This is a genomic window from Streptomyces sp. NPDC057963 (assembly GCF_042887155.1).
Taxonomy (GTDB): Bacteria; Actinomycetota; Actinomycetes; order Streptomycetales; family Streptomycetaceae; genus Streptomyces.
In genome coordinates this window covers 320203-337013 of sequence record NZ_JBHVPX010000001.1, presented here as the reverse complement: position 1 = coordinate 337013, position 16811 = coordinate 320203, and the positions used below count along the sequence as shown (strand labels likewise).

The following is a 16811-nucleotide window of genomic DNA, read 5'->3' as shown; positions in this document are numbered from 1 at the left end:
CCGGCGGTGGCGGGAAGGCGCCCACGGTGATCCAAAGGGGACCGGATACGCTGACTTGAGTGATGACAGCGACACATCGACATTCCGTGTGATCGTCAGCAGACAGGAGATCCCCTCGTGACCGTCGTCGGGCCGTTCGGACTGAGCGTGCGGGACCACGCTCTTGAGGCCGATGTCCAGGCCGGTTTGGCTGCTGTCGAGTCGGGGCTGCTCGATGCCACCAAGAGCGGCGTGCCCTTCATCACGGAGGCCGCGCAGCATCTCGTGCGCGCCGGGGGCAAGCGCTTCCGGCCGCTGCTGGCCATGCTGGCCGCCCAGTTCGGCGACCCCGACACGCCCGGTGTCGTGCCCGCGGCCGTCGTCGTCGAACTGACGCATCTCGCGACGCTCTACCACGACGACGTGATGGACGAGGCGGACGTACGCCGCGGCGTCGACAGCGCCAACACCCGCTGGGGCAACTCGGTGGCCGTCCTGACCGGCGACTTCCTCTTCGCCCGCGCCTCGCACATACTGGCCGATCTCGGTCCGGAGGCTGTACGCATCCAGGCGGAGGCGTTCGAGCGCCTGGTCACCGGCCAGATCCTGGAGACGGCGGGTCCGGGCGACGGGCGCGACCCGGTCGAGCACTACCTCGACGTGATGCGCGGCAAGACCGGCTCGCTGATCGCCGTGGCCTGCCGGTTCGGCGCGATGATGGCCGGTGCGGACGAGTCGGCCGTCGACATCCTCACCCAGTACGGGGAGCGGCTCGGCGTCGCCTTCCAGCTCGCCGACGACGTACTCGACATCGCCTCCGACTCCCACGAGTCCGGCAAGACCCCCGGCACCGACCTGCGCGAAGGCATCCCGACGCTCCCCGTGCTCCATCTGCGGGCCCAGGCGGCGGCCGACGGCAAGCCGGACGACCTGGAACTCGTCGAGCTGCTCGACGGCGACCTGAGCGACGACGCCCGGCACGCCGAGGTGCTGCGCAGGCTGCGTGCCCACCCGGCGCTGGACCAGGCGCGGCGGGACACCGTCCGGTACGCGGAGGAGGCCCGCGCGACGCTGGCGCCGCTGCCCGAGTGCTACGCGAAGGCCGCGCTGGAGGAGATGTGCGACGCGGTGGTGCACCGGGCGGGCTGAGCCCGTCCCCGCTGCTGTGCACCGGGCGGGCTGATCCCGTCCCCGCTGCTGTGCACCGCCCTCGCGGTGATCGGGCGGGCGCCGGGGCCGAACGCCTTGCTCACCGGGCGGAGGCGTCGAAAGCGGCCCGACCGGCCCCGGGGCGCGGCCGGGACGTGCTTGTGGCCCCCGCCGGGTTCGGGAAGTGGCGCTCCACCCGGCTCGGCGCCGGCGCCTGGCAGGCGCCGAGGACGTGACCACGCGGAAAGAGGGCGCCCCCGGCGCCGTATCCCGGGCATGGCCGTGCCTCGGCCCGGCGGGACTTCCTGCCGTTGACCGAGGCATGGCGCACGCACCGGGGACTGCGAGGGCCGCCGTCCCGGGCGCGTCAAGGACGTACGCGGTCCTGGCCGCCGATCACCCGCAGATCCCCGGGGCTCCACCGCGACCGGCCCGCACCCGGGACACGTTCGTCCTCCGGGTGCGGGCCGCTCGTCAGCGCAGGCCGATGGTGACCGGGCCGCCCTGGGGGCTGAGGCCCTTCATCACGGACCACGGCACGCGGAAGACACGGCCGGGCGCGGCGGGCCACGGCAGGGTCCGTTCCGAGACGACCCGCCCGTTCTGACGGACGACGACGTGCGGGAACCGGATGGACCGGTCCGTCCACAGCAGCAGGCGCCCACGCGGGGGAGCAGGGTCACCCGGGCGAAGCAGCCCCGGTGCCACCCAGCGCAGCGGCGCATCGGCGAGGATGCGCAGGCCCGGGGCAGGCTCGCCGGTCCCGGTCAGCCATGCCTCGACCTGGTCCGCGACGTGCAGGCCGTCGAGGGCCGCGACGTCGGCGGTGTCGACCGGGTGCAGGAGGTTGCCCGCGGCGAAGACGCCGGGGCGGCTGGTCCGCAGGGCAGTGTCGGTCAGCGGGCCGAGGGTTCCCGGGTCCAGGTCGAGTCCGCCGCTGCGGACGAGTTCGTTGTCGGGGATCCAGTCCCCGGTGAAGACCACGGTGTCGCAGGCGACGGTGCGCCGGGCGAGGGTGTCGAGATTCTCGATCTCCACGGCCTCGACCCGTCCCTTGCCGATGACGCGGGTGACCCGGCTGCGATTGGCGACGGGCACGCGCAGCAGCGTGCGGCCGGCGACGTTGAAAGCGGCGTACGACTCCGTCCTGGGGTACTGGCTGACCATCAGTTCGGTGACGCAGCCGGCTTCGCGAAGGGTGACGGCGGCGGACCAGCTGACCAGTTCCCCTCCGACGATGACGGCCCGGCTGCCGACAGCGCTGTGGTGGAGGTGGACGGCGTTCTGCAGTTGTCCGGTGGTGTAGACGCCCTGCGGCCGGTCACCCGGGATGCGCCGGGCGGCGCGGGGCCGTTCGCGTGCGCCGGTGGCGAGCACGACGGCCTTGGCCTCGACGCGCAGCCGCCCCTGCGGACCGGTGACCTCCACGGCCCGGTCGCCCGCCCAGTGGGTGACCATGGTCTCGGTGCGGATGGTGGCCCCGGCCGAAATGGCCTGCTCGACGAGGTGGCGCGCGTACTTCGGGCCGGTCATGACCCGGCGCAGGTCTCGCAGGCCGTATCCGGTGTGGTCGCTGTGGCGCGGGATGCCTCCGGCGTCCTTCTCCCGGTCGAGCACCAGGACCTCGCCGCGGATGCGGGGTGCGAGGGCGGCGGCGGCCGTGAGCCCGGCCGGGCCGCCTCCGATGATCAGGACATCGGGTGTGAGTGTGGTGCTGGTCATCAGGAGTTCACCTCGGGCCGCGCCGGCACGGCGGCAGTGCCGCCGCAACCGTTTTCGTTCAGGAGTCGGTTGACAGCCGCGCCGCAGAAGAAGCCCTGACAGCGGCCGTTCATGGCCCGGGTCCGGCGGCGCAGGCCCTCCAGGTTGCGTGCGGGCAGGGGCGATTGGAAGGCGTCGCGGATCTCTCCGGCGCTGACGCGCTCGCAGAAGCAGACGACCCTGCCGTACTCGGGGTCGGCGGCGATGCGGTCGGCGTCCTGGTAGGGACGTACGGTCGCCTCGCCGATGTTGGCCATGCGCGGAGGGCCGGGCAGTTCGGTGCGTGCGGTGAGTGCGACTCCGGCCTTTTCGAGCACCTCGTGGACGTGCTCGGCGACGGCCATGCCGGAGGTCAGCCCGGTCGAGCGGATTCCGCCGACGAGGAGGTACCGCTGCGACGGGGTGGGCTCGATGAGATAGTCCCCGTGGTCGATGGCGGCCCGCAGCCCCGCGTAGGAAGCGGTCACCTCCTCGGTGAGCAGCCGGGGCATGAGTCGCTCGCCCTTGTCCAGCAGGAAGGCGAATCCGTCCTCGGACGTCCCGGTCGCGGTGCGGTCGGTGAGGTCCTCCGAGGTGGGCCCCAGCATCACGTTGCCGTAGATGGTGGGAGAGATGAGCACCCCCTTGCCCCGGGACGTCGGCACCGGCAGGACGATCTTGTCGACCAGCGGGCGGGCGAGCTTGTCGAAGACGAACAGCTCACCGCGGCGCGGGGTGACGGTGAACCGTTCGTGGCCGAAGAGCCGGTCGATGCGGTCGGCGCCGAGGCCCGCCGCGTTGACCACCCAACGGGCCTCTACGGAGCCGCCCGTGGTGGTCAGCGTGGTGGAGTGGGTGTTCACGGAGACCGCGGTGACGGCATGGTTGAGCAGTACCTCGGCGCCGCGCTGTCTCGCGTCGGTGGCCAGGGCCAGGTTCGTGGTCCAGGTGCAGATGATCGACTCGTCGGGGACCGTGAGCCCGCCGAGGGCGCCGTCGCCGAGGGCGGGGATCAGCTCGTAGACCTCGTCTGCGCCGACGATTTGGCACCGGTCGTAACCGTTCTGCTCGGCCTTCTCCTTGAGACCGGGCAGGGCGGCCAGCTCCTCGGCGTTCCACGCGACGAGGATCGCGCCCGTGTGCTCGACGGGGATCCCGGTCGAGCGGGCGTACTCCGACAGCAGGTGGTATCCGCGCTTGACGAGCCTGGATTCCAGGGTGCCCGGCTTGGCGTCGAATCCGGTGTGCAGGATCGCGGTGTTCGCCTTGCTGGTTCCGTCGCCGACGTCGTCGCGTGCCTCGACGAGCGCGACCGACAGCTGGTGGCCGGACAGGTCGCGGGCGATCGCCGAGCCGACGATGCCTGCGCCGATGACGACGACGTCGTAGACATGGTCCGGCTCGTGCGGTGTGGTGTCGGTCATCCGAGTTCTCCCTTGCGGGCGGTGGCTTCGGCGGCCGCCGCCCATGTACTGCGGTAGTGCGCGGCCCGGTCGGCCGACCAGACCGGTTCGTAGACGGTGACCGGGTTCCAGTCACCGACGGCTTCCTCCAGGCTCAGGCCCGGGGTGAGGGCCAGCCTGGCCAGCGCGGCCGCGCCGAGCGGGGTGGCGTGCGAGGACGCGTAGATGTCCACCGGTACCTGAGCCAGATCGGCCTGGGCCTGCATCAGGGTGCGGCTGCGGGTCAGCCCGCCGTCCGCGCGCAGCCGGCTGAGCGGCGCACCGAGGTCGGTCTCGACCAGGCCGCACAGGGTGGCGACCTGGGCGGCGATGCCCTGCAGCACGGCGAGGACCAGGTGCTCCCTGCCGGTGGACAGGGTCATCCCGGTGAACGTGGCGGTCGCGTCGGGACGCCACCACGGTGCCGCGAGGCCCGCCAGGGCCGGTACGCACAGGGTGCCGTCGGACTCCTTCGCCGCTACGGTGTCCAGATCGCTCGCAGACCCGATGAATCCCAGGTCCCGGATCCAGCGGACGGCCGAGGCCGCGGTGTACACCTGGCCGTCCACGCAGTACGGCGTCTGGGCCGCGGTCCGCCAGGCCACCGAGGAGGTGAGCCCGGCCTGTGAACGCAGGGCGGTGTCACCGGTGTTGGCCAGCAGGAACGCGCCTGTGCCGTAGGTGCACTTCGCGGTTCCCCGCTCCAGGCAGCCCTCGGCGAGCAGAGCTGCCTGCTGGTCGACGACCAGGCCGGCGACCGGCACCTCGCGTCCGAACGCACTGGTCGTGCCGATGATCTCGTCGCAGCCCACGATCCGCGGCAGTCTCTCGGAGCCAAGACCGAACAGATCCACCAGCTCCGGGTCCCAGGAGACCTTGTCGAGGTCCATCAGCAGCGATCGGCTCGCGGTCGAGGCATCGGTGACGAACTCGCCGGTCAGCTGGTGTACCAGCCACGTGTCGGTGGCCGTCACCACTCCTTCGGTGGTGACGTTCTGTCGCAGCCAGGCCATCTTCGGCGCCGAGAAGTACGAGTCGAGTACGAGCCCGCTGCGCCGGGCCACCCACGGGGCGTGCTCGGCCAGAGCGGTGCAGATCGACTCCGCCCTGCGGTCCTGCCAGACGATCGCCCGGGACAGCGGGGTGCCGGTGTGCGGGTCCCAGGCCAGGACGGTTTCGCCCTGGTTGGCGAGGGCGACCGCGTCGACGGGCCTGCCTGCGGCGGCGACGGCACGCCGTCCGGCGGTGAGGACCGAGTCGAGCAGTTCTTGCGGGTCCTGCTCGACGCCACCGCCGCTGAGGTAGACCGGCCGCAACTCCTCCTCGGCGATGGCGATGGTCTCGCCCCGCTCGTCCACCACGATTGCCTTCGTACCGGAGGTGCCCTGGTCGATGGCCAGAATGGTGCTCATCGCTTGCTTTCCTTGGCGGTCGTGTGCACCGTGCCCGGGGCCGCCGGGTCGGTGACGTCGAGGGTTTCGTCGATGTTGATCATGTCGGGCATCGACATGCCGGACACACCGCGCCGGACCAGGAGATAGGCGAGGTAGGCGGCCCCGAGGGCGAAGAGGACGAGGACGTAGAGCCAGGGGTCGCGGAACGACTGGTCACGGAAGATGAGGAGTTCGTATCCCAGCCACACGGAGGCGACCACGATGACCGGTATCTCCCAGCGCCCGAGGGAGAAACCCTGCGTGGGCGGCAGCGACTTCCGCTTGACGATGTACATGAGCACCGTGCCGGCGTAGATGATCGCGGGCAGCAGAGTGGCGGCGGAGAACAGCGAGAACAGGGCGTCGGTGGAGCTGGAGAAGCTGGCGAGGATCAGCTGCGCGATGACGAAGATGAACAGCGTGGCGTTCAGCGGGGTGCCACGGGACGGGCTGACCTTGCGCAGCGCCTGCCAGCCGGGGAACCGCTCGTCGCGGGACATCGCCCACACCAGCCGGGTGCCGCTCATGGTGATGACCAGACCGCAGGAGAAGATCGAGACCACGACCAGGACCAGGAGCGCCTTGCCGACCGTCGATCCGAGCACGGCGGTGATCACGGTCGCCACGGGGGTGGCGGACGTGGCGAGCTTCGCGGGGTCGTCGATGAGGGCGGTGATGGCTACGAGGAACAGGAATCCGAGGACGCCGAGGGAGAGCACGGCCTGGGCCATGGCCTTGGGGATCACCCGCGCCGGGTCCTTGGTCTCCTCGGCGAGGTTGGCCGCGGACTCGAACCCGACGATGGTGAAGGCGCCCAGGAGGAACGCGAGGGCGAACGGCCCCGCCTCGGTGGCGGTGCCCAGGCTGTAGTAGCCGTCGGTCGCGGCCGGCGCGGCGCTGAACAGAGTGGAGAAGTCGAGCTTGCCCGTGAACGCTCCGACGACGAAGAGCAGCACGGTCAACGAGATCATGCCGATGAGCTGCACGGTGACGGCGACCTTGTTGACCTTGTGCGTCAGATGCGTCGAGGCGGCCACGAGAATCGCCTGGAGCAGGATGACCACGGCGGTGATCGCCCAGGCGTTCTGGGTCGTCCCCCGGTACTGGAGAAGCTCCGGCAGGATCGTTGCGGCGACGGTGTAGTCCACCGCGACCACGACGACTCCGAGGAAGGAGAACGAGATCCAGCCCATGACCCAGCCCCAGACCGGGTTCACCAGTCGGGACACCCACTGGTAGGCGTATCCGTTGATGGGGATACGGGCGGCGAGAGCGCCGAAGACGAGTGCGACCGAGAGCTGGCCGACGACGCTGATCGGCCAGGCGAAGATGCCGCGCGGGCCCGAGCTATTCAGCACGGAGCCGTAGGTGGTGAAGATGCCCGTGGCGATCGAGACGAAGCCGAAGGCCATGGCGAAGGAGGCGTACCGGCTCAGCTCCCGGCGCATCTCCTGCTTGTAGCCGGAGCCCGTTGTGGATGATGGGTCGTCACCCTGTACGACATCGGTGTTGGTCGTGACCATGGCACTGCTGTCCTTTCGGAAACTACCGCTCGTTACGGAAACTGCCGTTCGCTGCACGGGGCGGGTCTCGCACGGAGACATCGCCGAGGAGAGAGCGCCGCGGCGCTCAGGGGTGTCAGGCCGAGATCACCACTGCGCTCGACCGCTCGATGGCCGAAGCCAGGGACGGTTCGGGTGCCAGGTCGGTGATCAGACCGGTGCAGTCGTCGAATCCGCAGACGCGGTGCGGAGCCACCCGGCCGAGTTTGCTCCCGTCGGCCAGGACGTAGCTGAGCGTGCTGCGGGCGAGGATCGCGCGCTTGGTCGCGTTCTCCTCGAAGTAGAAGTCGGTCATCCCGGCGGAGCTGTCGACACCGCCGGAGCCGAGAAACGCCATGTCGGCGTAGAGGCCGTTGAAGAAGTCCACCGTCAGAGGTCCGGAGCAGACCAGGTCGCCGCCCCGGATGCGTCCGCCGGGGACCAGCACGTCGACATGGGGGCGGGTGGACAGCTCGGCCGCGACGAGCAGGGACGGGGTCGCCACCGTCCCCCGGAAGTCCGGCGCCAGGGCACAGGCGACCTGCAAGGCCGTCGTGCCGACGTCGATCACGACGGTCATGCCGGAACGGACCAGATCCGCGGCGGCTCGCCCGATCGCCGTCTTGGCCTGCTGCTGCGAGGCGGACCGCTCCGTGAAGGATGCCTCTTCGCCACTCAGACCGCGGACGACGGACAGCGCTGCCGCCCCGCCGCGCACCCGCATGAGATGCCCCTGCTTCTCCATCTGAGCCAGGTCCCGGCGCACGGTCTCGGCCGAGACGCCGAGCTGCTCGGCCAGACTCTCGGTGCTGATCGTGCCGCTGCGCTCCACGACGGTGGAGATTCGACGGTGACGTTCGGCTGGCAGCATCCCGGCAACCTCGCTGACTGAATTCGTGGAAAAGTGACTGGGGATGCCTGAAAGTGTGGACGCATGACTGGAAATCGTCAAGAGTTGGCACAGAATTCACCTGTCCCGGCGCGCCGTGACCCGATTCCCGGCGCGCCGTGACCCGATTCCCAGCGCGCCGTGACCCGATCGGCAGGCGTACGGCGCGGTTTCCGGACCGGCTCCGGCTGCTGTGGCGGCCCTGGAGTCGGGGTACCTCCCCTACGGGACGGGGTGGGATCCGCCCGCGTGGCGTCATACCGCAGAGGTAGGCGGAGTTGCTCCCCGGGAGTGACGATTCCGGGCCGCCGTTTTGGTCAGATGGAGAACAACCACTCCTGAACGAATCGGTGAGAACGGCGGCACGGAGTGGACGAGTGCATCCGGACGGAAGCCGCCGACCACGGAGGTAGGGCACATATGGCACCGAACGACAGCGTGGAGAGCAACGGCGGCACCAGGGGCACCGCCGTCGGCCGCCGCAAGGCGGCGCGCTACATCGTCCCGGTCGCGGTGGCGGGGGTGGCGGCCGCGACCATCGGGCTCGTCCCGGCGCTCGCGAGCACCGGCGACCCCGATCTGCCGAAGATCACCGCGCAGCAGCTCATCGAGAAGATCGCCGCTTCGGACACCCAGCGGCTCTCCGGCACGGTGAAGATCAGCACGGACCTCGGCCTGCCCTCGCTCGGCGGTCTGGCCGGCTCCTTCGCCCAGGGCGTCGGTGGCAGCGGCAAGGGCGGCTCGACCGCCGACCCGCAGACGAAGATGACGGAGCTGGCGTCCGGCACGCACACCCTGCGGATCGCCGCCGACGGTCCCGACAAGCAGCGGGTGTCGATCCTGGAGAACGCGGCGGAGTACAGCCTGATCCACAACGGGGACCAGGTCTGGGCGTACGACAGCAGGACGAACCAGGCCTACCACGCCGCCGGGGACCGGGCCGGGCAGGGCTCGGGGAAGAAGTCCGGGCACGCGGCCCCCGAAGGCGTGCCGGCCACGCCGAAGGCGTTCGCCGAGCAGGCACTCAAGGCCGCGGGCCCCACCACGTCGGTGACGGTCGACGGCACGGCGCGGGTCGCCGGACGCGACGCGTACAAGCTGGTCGTCAAGCCCCGGCAGGGCGGCTCCACGATCAAGTCGGTCACGATCGCGGTCGACGCGGAGAACGGTGTGCCGCTGAAGTTCACGCTGCTTCCGAACAGCGGTGGCAAGGCCGTCGTCGACGCCGGATTCACCAAGGTCGACTTCGCGAAGCCGGCCGCCTCCTCGTTCACCTTCACCCCGCCCAAGGGCGCCGAGGTGACCGAGGCCGACGAGGCGAAGGCGCAGCGGAAGGCCGACGGGCCGGAGGGGCTGGGCATGTTCCCGGGCGCCGAAGGACTGGGTGCCGAAGGACGGGGCGCCGGGGACGCGGGCGTCGGGGACGCGAAGGTCATCGGCGAGGGCTGGAACGCGATCGCCGAGATCAGGACTCCGGGCGGTACCGGACTCCCCTCGAAGGCGTCGGGTGACGCACCGGGCGAGGCGCAGCAGTTCCTGGACTCGCTGGGCGACAAGGTCTCCGGCTCGTTCGGCTCGGGCACGGTCTTCAAGACCCGCCTGGTCAACGCGCTGATGACGGACGACGGCAGGGTGTACGTCGGCGCCGTCACGCCGGACGCGCTGGTCAAGGCGGCCAACGCCGCCTCCTGACGCCGGGGCGCGCTGCGCTTCCGGCGGACCGCCCGACGCCCGACGCCCGACCGCCCCGCCGTAGCGTTCGTACGGCGGGGCGGTCCGCAGTCCCTGCCCGACCGAGGGGAAGTACGTATGACAGAGCCCGGGACCGTGGGCGGACCGACGGCGGTGACCGGGGCCGGGACCGGGGCCGTGATCGAGACACGGGGCCTCACCAAGCGGTACCGCGGTGGCCAGCTCGCCGTCGACGGCCTCGACCTCAGCGTTCCCGGCGGCAGCGTCTTCGGATTCCTCGGCCCCAACGGTTCCGGGAAGACCACGACCATCCGGATGCTGATGGGTCTGATCGATCCGACCTCCGGCACCGCGCGGGTCCTCGGCCACTCCATGCCGGGCGCGGCCCGCTCCGTGCTCCCGCAGGTCGGGGCACTGATCGAGGGGCCCGCGCTGTACGGCTTCCTGAACGGCCGGGACAATCTGCTGCGCTACGACTCCGCCGACCCGACCGCCGATCCGCGCACCCGCCGGGCCCGCGTCGGACAGGCCCTGGACCGGGTCGGGCTGGCCGCGGCGGCCGGCAAGAAGGCCAAGGCGTACTCGCTCGGCATGAAGCAGCGCCTCGGTCTCGCCGCCGCCCTGCTCCAGCCGCGCCGGCTGCTCGTCCTGGACGAGCCGACCAACGGCCTGGACCCGCAGGGCATGCGCGAGATCCGCACCCTGGTCCGGGCACTGGCGGCGGAGGGCACCACGGTCTTCCTCTCCTCCCATCTCCTCGACGAGATCGAGCAGGTCTGCACCCATGCCGCGGTGATGGCCGGGGGGCGGCTGATCACCCAGGGCCCGGTCGCGGAGCTGGCCGCGGGCGCCCGCGGCCGGCTGGCCGTCACCACCCCCGACCCGGGTGACGCCGCCCGCGTCCTTGAGGAACGGGGCGTCAGCGGCATCACGGTCGACGGCGACCGGGTGAGCGCCGAGGTCCCGGCGGGCGACGTCGAGCTCGCGGACCTCAGCGCGGCGCTCGTGCACGCCGGAGTACGGGTGCGGTTCTTCGGCGTCGAACGGGCCTCGTTGGAGGACGCCTTCGTCGCACTCACGGGAGAGGGTTTCGATGTCGCAGGCTGAGGCCGCACGGGCGGCCGGGACGGACGGGCCGGGCAGGGCGCGCAGTCCGCTGTGGACGTTCGGCATCCTCCGCTCCGAGCTGGCCACCACACTCCGCCGCTGGCGGACTCTCGCGCTGCTCGGAGTGCTGGCCGCCGTTCCCGTGCTGATCGGGATCGCGGTGAGGATCGAGACGGACCACGGCTCGTCGCCCGGACCGGCCGGTGGCGGAGGAGGCCCCGCGTTCCTCTCCCAGGTCACCGGCAACGGCCTCTTCCTGGTCTTCGCCGCCCTCGCGGTGACGCTCCCGGTCTTCCTCCCGATGGCCGTCGGGGTCGTGGCGGGTGACTCGATCGCGGGCGAGGCCAACGCCGGAACCCTGCGCTATCTGCTGGTCGCCCCGGCGGGCCGGACCCGGCTGCTGCTGACGAAGTACGCCTCCGTCCTCACGTTCTGCCTGGTCGCGACCCTGGTCGTGGCGGTCTCGGCGCTGGCCGTGGGTGCGCTGCTGTTTCCGGTCGGCGAGGTCACCACGATCTCGGGCACCCGGATCGGCCTCGGCGAGGCGCTGCTGCGGGCCGGACTGATCGCGGTGGTGGTCGCGGCGTCACTGGTCGGATTCGCGGCGGTCGGCCTGTTCGTCTCGACCCTCACCAGCAGCGGGATCGCGGCCATGGCCGCCACCGTCGGACTGCTGATCACGGTGCAGATCGTGGACACGATTCCGCAGTTGAGCGGCATCCACCCGTATCTCTTCCCGCACTACTGGATGTCGTACGCGGACCTGCTGCGCGACCCCGTCTACTGGGACGAGGTGGTCAAGAACCTGGGGCTTCAGGGGGTGTACGCGGCGGTGTTCGGCTCGGCGGCGTGGGCGCGTTTCACGGCGAAGGACATCACCGCCTGATGTACGGCGCATCGCCCTCGCGCCGTCGGCCGGGCGAGCCGTCCCCCGATCGGCTCGTCGCGGCACGAACGGCACGAACGGTGCGAACAGCAGGAACGATACGACACGGCACGTTCCGTTTCCGCCTCAGCATTGTTCGACTTGTGGCGACGGACTGTCAACAAGGATTGGCTCAAACACACCTATGCTCACCGAATGATCACATCGCCGAGTTCACTGCGCCGCAGCGAGAGATCACGACGCGCGACCCTGGAAGCCGCCCTCGAACTGTGCACGGAGAAGGGGTACGGCCGCGTCACCATCGAGGCCATCGCGGCCAGAGCGGGCGTCAGCAAGAAGACGATCTACCGCTGGTGGCCGTCAAAGAGTGCGGTGATGCTGGAGGCGTTCACCGACGCACTGGTCGGCACGACGCCGTTCGTCGACACCGGCGACATCGCCGCCGACCTGCGGGCCAATGTGACGGGCGCGGTGAAGCTGCTCTCCACGCCGCCCTTCGGCCCCGCGTACGCCGGGATCCTCTCCGAGGTCCACCACGACGACGCACTGGCGGAAACGGTTCGGACGAAGCTGATCGACCCCCGCTTCGAGGAGGCGGTGGCGCGCCTGCGACGGGCTCAGGAACAAGGCCAGATTCCGCCGGACGCCGACCTTCCGCTGGCGGTGGAGATGTTGTACGGCCCGGTGTACTACCGCCATGTGCTGCGCAAACCGGTGCAGGACGAGGAGACCGTCGCGGCCCTGGTCGCACATGTGCTGCGGGCGCTCGGGGCGCCGGAGCCGCACTCTCCGGAGGGCGGGAACGGCTGAGACGGGAGGCGGCCCGAGGGGGAAGGCGGCCGGAGGGGGAGCGGGCGGGAGCCGTCCACGGTGCGATCTCGGTGACCCGGACGGTCACGCCCGCCGGGCCGTCCCCTGCCCGGCCGGACCTCCGCCCGGTCCGGCGCCCGCCCGGCCGAACACCCGCTCAAGCACCTCGGCGACCCCGTCGCCCTCGTTCGACGACGTCACCTCGTCCGCCGCGGCCCGAAGGTCCGGATGGGCGTTGGCCATCGCGACGCCGTACCCGGCCGCGCGGAACATCGGCAGGTCGTTGGGCATGTCCCCGAAGGCGATCGCGGTGCCCGCGTCCACGCCCAGGAATTCGGCGGCCGACGCGAGCCCGCTTCCCTTGTCGACGCCGTACGGCTGCAATTCGACGGTGCCGGGGCCGGAGAGCGTGACGGAGGCGAGATCGCCGACGGCCGTACGGGCGGCCTCGGCCAGCGCGTCGTCGGTGAGCTCCGGGTGCCGGATGAGCACCTTGATGACAGGATCGGACCACAACTCGTCGCGATGGCGGGTCCGTTGGGCGGGGAGTGTGGGATGGGGCATCAGATATCCCGGCTCGATCAGCGTCCGGCCTTCGGCGCCGTCCTGGTCGACGGCCGCGTGGACCGGCCCCACCTGGGCCTCGATCTTGCCGAGCGCGGTGTCCGCGGCCTCCCGGTCCAGGGTGACCGCGCGCACTATGCGGCCGGAGCCGGCGTCGTACAGCTGGGTCCCCTGCCCGCAGACCGCCGGCCCCCGGTAGTCCAGCTCGGCGAGCAGTCTCCGTATGCCGGGCACGGGCCGCCCGGTGACCACGAGATGCCGGGCCCCGGCCCGTGCGGCCAGCGCGAGCGCCGCACGGGTGCGGGGGCTCACGGTGTCGTCGCGGCGCAACAGGGTGCCGTCCAGGTCCGTGGCGACGAGGGCATATGCGGGTGGGATGGGCATGGATCAAGCCTACGGTCGGCCCGGGGGCGCACCCGTCCGCGTTGACAGGTGACGGTCGACTGCGTGTAATGAAAACGGTGTCGCGTGACGCCGGCCAAAGAGCAGTGGGCCGGCCGGTGATCGGGTGAACACCCTTCATTCAAGGGGTCCGTGATGAGTTCCAGCTCCGCACCCTGCATCTGACGTAGCGACAGTACGGCGGCCGTGCGCCGCCGTTCGCCGGTCACATCCTCCGGCGCTGCGCACCACCGTCCGTGCCGTCCGCCCCGCGCTGTGCGAAACCGGCGCGCGGACGCGCACCCCGATCACCCATTCCCGCAGATCACCGCGGCTCCGGCCGCCCTGCGACCCACGGAGACACAGACCCGTATGCCCACGTCTTTCCATCAATCGGTCATCGAGGAGTTCCGCGCCAACGGAGGAAAGGTCGGTGGCCCCTTCGAAGGCGTCGACCTCCTCCTGCTGACGACCACCGGCGCGAAGTCGGGAAGGGAGACCACCACCCCTCTCGGCCAGGTCCGCCACGGCGACTCGCTGCTGATCGTCGGTTCCAACCTCGGTGCCCCGGCTCACCCCGACTGGTATTACAACCTGCTTGCCCACCCCGTGGTGCGGGTGGAGCTCGGCACCCGTACCTTCCAGGCCCTGGCGGTCCCCGCCGAAGGAGCGCGGCGCGAGGAGCTGTTCGCGCACGTGGTGAAGGCGGCGCCCGGATACGGCGACTACCAGGCCCGGACCGTCCGGCCCCTGCCGGTCGTGGTCCTGGAGCGCGCCGAGCCCGACGGCTGGGAGGCCCCCGGTGAGGTCGGCAGCCTCGCCGGCAAGGTCATGGAGGTCCACACCTGGCTGCGGGGCCAGTTGCGCCAGGTGAAGGCGGAGGTGGACGCCCACTTCGCCGTACGGGCGGTCCACCAGGGTCCCGGTGAACCGCCGGCCCCGGGTCTGGGGCTCCAGATCAGGCAGCGCTGCCTGGCGTTCTGCCAGGCGCTGGAATTCCACCACACCAGTGAGGACGCGCACCTGTTCCCCGGAATCGCCCGCCATCACCCGCACCTGACCGGCACATTCGCCCGCCTCGCCGACGAACACCGCACGGTCGCGCGGATCCAGGGCGAGTTGGCGGCACTCCTGGCGGACATCGGTATCGCGGATCCTGAGCGTTTCCACGCGGAGCTGGACAGGATGTCCATGGAACTGAACGCGCATCTGGATTACGAGGAGGAGCAGATTCTGCCCCTGCTGACCGGGGTCCCCTGGCCCCCGGCCCCTGCGACTCCTTGAACCGGACCGACCGAACTGAACTGAACCGAACCGAATATGAATGGCTGAAAGGTTGTGCCGTGCGAGTGAGAGTCAAGGACTTCGACCACCTGGTGCTCAACGTGCAGGATGTCGAGCGTGCCCTGGAGTTCTACTGCGGGCCACTCGGCCTGGAGCCGATCAGGGTGGAAGAGTGGCGGGCCGGTGAGCTCCCGTTCCCGTCGGTGCGAGTCAGCCCGAACATGATCATCGATCTGCTGGGCGGGCCGCGCTCCGAATCGAACGTCGACCACATCTGCCTGGTCGTCGAACCGCTGGACTGGCAACAGGTCATCGACTCGGGCACCTTCACCGTGCTGGAAGGGCCGGCCGGCCGCTCCGGCGCCCGGGGCGAGGCGCAGTCGATCTACGTCCGTGACCCGGACGGCAACACCGTGGAGCTGCGCTGGTATCCGCAGGACGTGGTGGAGGACTGAACCGGGGCGGCCCGGGTCCGGGCCCAGGCCCCTCTTCGGAGGGCCGGGCCGGATCCGGGCGGGTCACTGTACGCAGAACTCATTGCCCTCCGGGTCGGCGAGAACCACCCAGGTGCCCCCCGGTTCCGCGACCCTGCGGAGCACCGTCGCGCCCAGCTGCTCCAGCCGCTCCACCTCTGCGTCCCGCCGCTCCGGTCCCGCATGCACGTCCAGGTGGAGGCGGTTCTTCACGGTCTTGGCCTCCGGCACGCGCTGGAAGAGCAGCCGTCGCCCGAGTCCTGTTCCGCTGTCCTTCTCGTACGGATCGTCCGGGTGCCGGACCGCGATGAGGTCGCGCCAGACCCGGCGGCCGTCGACCAGGAGCGTTGCCTCCTCCGGGGCCGCCCCGAGGTCGAGCAGCCGGTCGATCAGCGCGCTGTTGTCCTCGACCAGGTAGCCGAGGGTCTCGGCCCAGAAGGCGGCCTGGGCGTGCGGGTCGGACGAGTCCACGACGAGTTTCCAGTCCCATGTCATGGAAACCATTTATAGTGGTTACATGACTGAGTCGGCAATGGGAACGCCGGGCCTGATCCTCCATACGCCGGAGGGCCGCCCCTACCGCTTCGATCCCGGCGCTCTGTGCCTGGAGCTGCTGCCGACCGGCGGGTATGCGGCGGACGCGGCGTACGAGATGCTGCACACCCGGTACGCCGCGTACGAGGTGCTGCACACCCCCGCCGACCTGGTGGGATGGGCGGGCGAGAGTCGGCTGCCGGACGGCCTGTGCCTCTCGGTGAGTACGGCGGAGCTGCGCCGCGCGCACGAGCTGCGCGCCGCCCTCTGGAATCTGGCCGTCGCCCGCGCGCACGGCCGCTCCCTCGCCCCGGCCGACCTCGCCGCGGTGAACGCCGCGGCGGCCGAGCCCCCGCTCGTCCCCCGTGTCGACATCGACTCCGGCGGCCTCGCGTGGGCCCCGGACGCCACCGGGAGCGCCCTGCTGTCGACCGTCGCCCGCGATGCGGTGGATCTGTTCACCGGTCCGTACGCCGACCGCGTCCGCGAATGCGGCTCCGAGAGGTGCAAGTTGCTCTTCGTCGACACCTCGCGGCCGAACAGGCGGCGTTGGTGTGCGATGGAACGCTGCGGAAACCTCCACAAGGTACGGGCTCACCGCGCTCGGCATTCCGCGGCCGGCTGAGGGGGAGGCACCCCCTTGTGTGTGAACGTGACGGTTGGCCCGTGTGGTGTCACGTTGAGGTGCGGGCTTACCGTGCTCGGCGCTCCGTGACCGGCTGAGGGGGAGGCACCTCCCTGTGTGTGAACGTGACGGTTGGCCCGTGTGGTGTCACGTTGAGGTGCGGGCTTACCGTGCTCGGCGCTCCGTGACCGGCTGAGGGGGAGGCACCCCCTTGTGTGTGAACGTGACAGTTGGCCCCTGTGGTGTCACGTTGAGGTGCAGGCTTACCGTGCTCGGCGCTCC

At 70.8% G+C, this 16811-nt stretch carries 15 protein-coding genes; 8 read left to right on the top strand and 7 right to left on the bottom strand.

Features of this window, described 5'->3' with window-relative positions; all coding sequences use genetic code 11:
- Nucleotides 1-117: 117 nt before the first annotated feature.
- Nucleotides 118-1128 carry a polyprenyl synthetase family protein gene (locus tag ACFVT1_RS01600; RefSeq protein WP_389791488.1) on the top strand — a complete coding sequence of 337 codons (1011 nt, stop codon included), beginning with the start codon at nt 118-120 and terminating at the stop codon, nt 1126-1128.
- A 474-nt stretch (nt 1129-1602) separates the two neighbouring features.
- Here ACFVT1_RS01600 and ACFVT1_RS01595 read toward each other — a convergent pair whose 3' ends face one another.
- The 5 genes from ACFVT1_RS01595 to ACFVT1_RS01575 all read right to left on the bottom strand — a co-directional run bounded on the left by ACFVT1_RS01595 (nt 1603) and on the right by ACFVT1_RS01575 (nt 8155).
- Nucleotides 1603-2850 carry an NAD(P)/FAD-dependent oxidoreductase gene (locus tag ACFVT1_RS01595; protein ID WP_389791486.1) on the bottom strand — a complete coding sequence of 416 codons (1248 nt, stop codon included), beginning with the start codon at nt 2848-2850 and terminating at the stop codon, nt 1603-1605.
- On the bottom strand, nt 2850-4292 hold the full coding sequence (locus tag ACFVT1_RS01590; RefSeq protein ID WP_389791484.1) for an NAD(P)/FAD-dependent oxidoreductase: 1443 nt from the start codon (nt 4290-4292) through the stop codon (nt 2850-2852). Before ACFVT1_RS01590 ends, ACFVT1_RS01595 begins: the two co-directional genes overlap by 1 nt.
- Nucleotides 4289-5722 (bottom strand): FGGY family carbohydrate kinase, encoded by a 1434-nt coding sequence (locus ACFVT1_RS01585; RefSeq protein ID WP_389791482.1) that lies wholly within the window; start codon nt 5720-5722, stop codon nt 4289-4291. Before ACFVT1_RS01585 ends, ACFVT1_RS01590 begins: the two co-directional genes overlap by 4 nt.
- Nucleotides 5719-7266 (bottom strand): APC family permease, encoded by a 1548-nt coding sequence (locus tag ACFVT1_RS01580; RefSeq protein ID WP_389791480.1) that lies wholly within the window; start codon nt 7264-7266, stop codon nt 5719-5721. Before ACFVT1_RS01580 ends, ACFVT1_RS01585 begins: the two co-directional genes overlap by 4 nt.
- Before the next feature lie 115 nt (nt 7267-7381).
- A complete protein-coding gene (locus ACFVT1_RS01575) occupies nt 7382-8155 on the bottom strand; it encodes a DeoR/GlpR family DNA-binding transcription regulator (RefSeq protein ID WP_389791478.1) in 774 nt (257 codons plus the stop codon).
- Nucleotides 8156-8593: 438 nt separating this feature from the next.
- Between ACFVT1_RS01575 and ACFVT1_RS01570 the strand changes: the two genes are divergently transcribed.
- From ACFVT1_RS01570 to ACFVT1_RS01555, 4 genes are all read left to right on the top strand, one after another.
- Nucleotides 8594-9865 (top strand): outer membrane lipoprotein carrier protein LolA, encoded by a 1272-nt coding sequence (locus ACFVT1_RS01570; protein ID WP_389791477.1) that lies wholly within the window; start codon nt 8594-8596, stop codon nt 9863-9865.
- 117 nt (nt 9866-9982) lie between these two features.
- Nucleotides 9983-10972, top strand: a complete 990-nt coding sequence (locus ACFVT1_RS01565; protein WP_389791475.1) for an ABC transporter ATP-binding protein — start codon at nt 9983-9985, stop codon at nt 10970-10972.
- Entirely contained in the window at nt 10959-11858 is a 900-nt protein-coding gene (locus ACFVT1_RS01560; protein ID WP_389791473.1) for an ABC transporter permease, read from the top strand. The genes ACFVT1_RS01565 and ACFVT1_RS01560 overlap by 14 nt, the downstream gene beginning before the upstream one ends.
- A 195-nt stretch (nt 11859-12053) precedes the next feature.
- The gene (locus tag ACFVT1_RS01555) at nt 12054-12668 is read left to right on the top strand and encodes a TetR/AcrR family transcriptional regulator (protein ID WP_362195764.1); all 615 of its coding nucleotides are present in this window, start codon (nt 12054-12056) and stop codon (nt 12666-12668) included.
- Nucleotides 12669-12752: 84 nt separating this feature from the next.
- Here ACFVT1_RS01555 and ACFVT1_RS01550 read toward each other — a convergent pair whose 3' ends face one another.
- Nucleotides 12753-13616 carry an HAD family hydrolase gene (locus tag ACFVT1_RS01550; protein ID WP_389791472.1) on the bottom strand — a complete coding sequence of 288 codons (864 nt, stop codon included), beginning with the start codon at nt 13614-13616 and terminating at the stop codon, nt 12753-12755.
- Nucleotides 13617-13985: 369 nt separating this feature from the next.
- Here ACFVT1_RS01550 and ACFVT1_RS01545 point away from each other — a divergent pair, with 369 nt between their 5' ends.
- Entirely contained in the window at nt 13986-14897 is a 912-nt protein-coding gene (locus ACFVT1_RS01545; protein ID WP_389791471.1) for a nitroreductase/quinone reductase family protein, read from the top strand.
- Between the two features lie 65 nt (nt 14898-14962).
- A complete protein-coding gene (locus ACFVT1_RS01540; protein WP_389792216.1) occupies nt 14963-15352 on the top strand; it encodes a VOC family protein in 390 nt (129 codons plus the stop codon).
- Between the two features lie 63 nt (nt 15353-15415).
- Here ACFVT1_RS01540 and ACFVT1_RS01535 read toward each other — a convergent pair whose 3' ends face one another.
- Complete coding sequence (locus ACFVT1_RS01535; protein ID WP_389792214.1) at nt 15416-15865, bottom strand: VOC family protein; 450 nt, start codon at nt 15863-15865, stop codon at nt 15416-15418.
- 22 nt (nt 15866-15887) lie between these two features.
- Between ACFVT1_RS01535 and ACFVT1_RS01530 the strand changes: the two genes are divergently transcribed.
- A complete protein-coding gene (locus ACFVT1_RS01530; protein ID WP_389791469.1) occupies nt 15888-16529 on the top strand; it encodes a CGNR zinc finger domain-containing protein in 642 nt (213 codons plus the stop codon).
- Nucleotides 16530-16811: the final 282 nt, after the last annotated feature.

What these genes read in the sequence shown, in the direction of transcription:
- ACFVT1_RS01590 (WP_389791484.1), bottom strand. Translation starts at nt 4,292, where the DNA reads ATGACCGACACCACACCGCACGAGCCGGACCATGTCTACGACGTCGTC.
- ACFVT1_RS01565 (WP_389791475.1), top strand. Translation starts at nt 9,983, where the DNA reads ATGACAGAGCCCGGGACCGTGGGCGGACCGACGGCGGTGACCGGGGCC.
- ACFVT1_RS01585 (WP_389791482.1), bottom strand. Translation starts at nt 5,722, where the DNA reads ATGAGCACCATTCTGGCCATCGACCAGGGCACCTCCGGTACGAAGGCA.
- ACFVT1_RS01545 (WP_389791471.1), top strand. Translation starts at nt 13,986, where the DNA reads ATGCCCACGTCTTTCCATCAATCGGTCATCGAGGAGTTCCGCGCCAAC.
- ACFVT1_RS01570 (WP_389791477.1), top strand. Translation starts at nt 8,594, where the DNA reads ATGGCACCGAACGACAGCGTGGAGAGCAACGGCGGCACCAGGGGCACC.
- ACFVT1_RS01575 (WP_389791478.1), bottom strand. Translation starts at nt 8,155, where the DNA reads ATGCTGCCAGCCGAACGTCACCGTCGAATCTCCACCGTCGTGGAGCGC.
- ACFVT1_RS01555 (WP_362195764.1), top strand. Translation starts at nt 12,054, where the DNA reads ATGATCACATCGCCGAGTTCACTGCGCCGCAGCGAGAGATCACGACGC.
- ACFVT1_RS01560 (WP_389791473.1), top strand. Translation starts at nt 10,959, where the DNA reads ATGTCGCAGGCTGAGGCCGCACGGGCGGCCGGGACGGACGGGCCGGGC.
- ACFVT1_RS01550 (WP_389791472.1), bottom strand. Translation starts at nt 13,616, where the DNA reads ATGCCCATCCCACCCGCATATGCCCTCGTCGCCACGGACCTGGACGGC.
- ACFVT1_RS01530 (WP_389791469.1), top strand. Translation starts at nt 15,888, where the DNA reads ATGACTGAGTCGGCAATGGGAACGCCGGGCCTGATCCTCCATACGCCG.
- ACFVT1_RS01580 (WP_389791480.1), bottom strand. Translation starts at nt 7,266, where the DNA reads ATGGTCACGACCAACACCGATGTCGTACAGGGTGACGACCCATCATCC.
- ACFVT1_RS01535 (WP_389792214.1), bottom strand. Translation starts at nt 15,865, where the DNA reads ATGACATGGGACTGGAAACTCGTCGTGGACTCGTCCGACCCGCACGCC.
- ACFVT1_RS01595 (WP_389791486.1), bottom strand. Translation starts at nt 2,850, where the DNA reads ATGACCAGCACCACACTCACACCCGATGTCCTGATCATCGGAGGCGGC.